The 2,614-nt window shown below is 58.4% G+C and carries 2 protein-coding genes; both read right to left on the reverse strand.

All coding sequences use genetic code 11. The features are described 5' to 3' along the window. On the reverse strand, positions 1-808 hold an 808-nt coding region (gene gcvT, locus V6C07_RS07480; RefSeq protein WP_333535738.1), incomplete at its 3' end, for a glycine cleavage system aminomethyltransferase GcvT. Between the two features lie 476 nt (positions 809-1,284). Then, entirely contained in the window at positions 1,285-2,268 is a 984-nt protein-coding gene (locus V6C07_RS07485) for a lipoate--protein ligase (protein WP_333535740.1), read from the reverse strand. Positions 2,269-2,614: the final 346 nt, after the last annotated feature.

A 2,614-nucleotide genomic window follows, 5' to 3' on the forward strand; every position in this document is an offset into this window, starting at 1 on the left:
CCTGCGCCCCTTCCTTGCCCACGTACTCGGCCTGGCTTGTCATCATGCGGGCCATGCCGGCTTCGGCAGGAGTATGCCCTTCGTCAAGGTCGTGTCCGTAAAGCGGCAAACCGGCCTCAAGGCGCAGGGTGTCGCGCGCGCCAAGACCTATGGGCTTAACGCGCTCATCGGCCAGCAGGGCCTTCCAGAAAGCTTCGGTTTTTTCAGAGGGCAGATACAGCTCATAGCCCAGTTCGCCGGTGTAGCCCGTGCGGCTCACCAGCACCGGCACACCCTGCCATGTGCTTTCACGGAAAGAAAAGTAACCGAGGTCATGAAAGTTTTCGCCCATGATTTTTTCAAGCACGTCCAGAGAATCCGGGCCTTGCAGGTCAACCTTGCCGGTTTCTGCCGAAATGTCGGTGATCTTGACGTTTTCGGGCAGACGGGCGCGCAGGGTTGCCAGGTCGCCGGGGGCGCAGGCGGCATTGACCACGGCCATGAACGAATCAGGCCCGAAACGGTAGATGATGCCGTCGTCAAGAACGCCGCCCTTGTCGGTGAGCAGAAAGCCGTAGCGGCATTTGCCGGGGGCCAGGGTTTCAAGATTGTGGCTTACGGCGCGTGACAGGGCCTCTGCGGCTCCAGGGCCTTCAATGCGAAACTCTCCCATGTGGCAAATGTCAAAAATACCGGCGTGTTTCCGGGTATGGAGATGTTCCGCAAGAATGCCCTCGTACTGAATGGGCATGAGCCAGCCTGCAAAGGGGGCCATCTTCGCCCCCTGGCCTTCATGCCAGGAGGTCAGCGGGGTACGCAAGTCTGACATGCTTTCTCCTTGATCTTGGTGGTTAAACTTGTTGCGCCGCGCCGCAATCCGGCCGGGACGCCCGAAGGACACCAAACACCACGCACATATGCCCGCAGGATACCATCGGCAAAAAACGGACACAAGGAGCGTGAAAAAAATTACTGCTATTCCGCACAGTCACGGCATGCCCGGAAATGACCGGCTGCAAAGCCTTGGCCGCCTGGCCGGCCCCGGATTGTGCGTACCGGCTGCCCGCGCAAGGCAGGTTTTGCGGCGGTATCCCGCTGACTAGAGCAGATTAACTTTGAGAATATACATTCTCAAAGTTTAAGGCACGCTCACTTCGGCGTTTAACCGCGCAGATAAACTGCGCTTACGCCTCCGCAGCGAACGTCTGCTCACGCAGCCGCCAGAGCAATTTCAAAGTGAAATTGCTCTGGCCGCAGGGCGGAACGGGCGTAGCCACAAAAACGCCGCAGCGCGCGAAAAATTCCTCAGCTCGCGAAAAATGCCGTCATGGTTTCGGCTTCGCAACCGCTGAAATACCGGCCCATGTCCAGCCGCCGCAAAATTTTCTCCAGCTCTTCCGGTTCCCGGGGCGCACCCGCGAGGCTTTGCTCCAATTCCTGAATGCCTTCCCCGGCATTGCAGAAAAAGTCGCCCAAAATCGCGCAGGAAGCAATGCGCCCCTGCTTCACATCGAGGCGCAGTTCAACCGTGCCCCAGTCAAAACGCTGCCGCTTGCGTTCGGTAAAGTTGGGCATGGCCCCGTAATTCCAGTTCCACTGGCGGTATTTTTCGTCAGCAAGCCTGTGCGCCTCGGCCATGAGGTTTTCATCTACACTGCCGGGCCGCGTGGCGCACCGCCCGATCAGCGCCGCAACAAGCGCTTCCGTAGTGCTGCCCGGTTGCCAGTATTCCGAAATATTGCCCACCCGTGAACGCACTGACGCCACGCCCTTGGAGCGCATCTTTTCCGGGTCAACGTTCAGGGCTTCCACCAGCCGGTCAAAATTCACATCAATAAGCAGCGTGCCGTGGTGCAGCACCTTGCCCCGGCGCAGCATCTGCCCGCTGCCGGAAATTTTGCGCCCTTCGGTTTCCACGTCGTTACGGCCTGAAATGCCGGCACGCACGCCAAGATCGGCCAGGGCTGCGCACACAGGCTCAAGATAACGCCGGAAATCCACTTTATCGCGACCGTTGGCGTGCTCAATAAAGGAAAAATTCAGATTGCCCGTATCGTGATATACCGCCCCGCCGCCTGTTATACGGCGCACGACAGGCAGACCTTCACGCCGGATAAAATCGGCGTTCACCTCGTCCACAGTACATTGATGGCGGCCCACAATGACCGAAGGGCCGTTCTGCCAAAGCAGAAAATATCCGGGATGCCCGTCTGGAAGCTTCGTAAACAGCGCCTCTTCAAGCGCGAGGTTAAAGGCGGGATCAAGGGTGGAAAAAGTAAGATGTTCCATGCGGCCTCCATCAGGACAATGCCGCGCTTCAGGTGGCAAGGTCAAGGGAACAGCGGACAATTTCAAAATTATCAGCAAAATTACCGGCACATTTCCGGGCCGTGCGATGACACTCCGGGTCCCGCGCGGCACTGCTGACCCGTATTGCACAATACAGTCCGCCCCCTCGGCGGCCGGGCTTCTGAAAAAAAGAATATTTTCAAACTTTCAATATTGTTACTACAGCGCTTGCCAGCGCACCCATATGCATCTGCTGCTGGCGGCGTGGGCAAGCCCGCGCAAATCCCGCAGGCGTTCAACGCCGCAATGCCCCTGAAGCGCGCCAAAGGCGGCTGTCAGCCCGGCA

Origin of the sequence: Desulfovibrio sp. 1214_IL3152, assembly GCF_036763055.1 — a bacterium.
Classification (GTDB): domain Bacteria; phylum Desulfobacterota; class Desulfovibrionia; order Desulfovibrionales; family Desulfovibrionaceae; genus Desulfovibrio.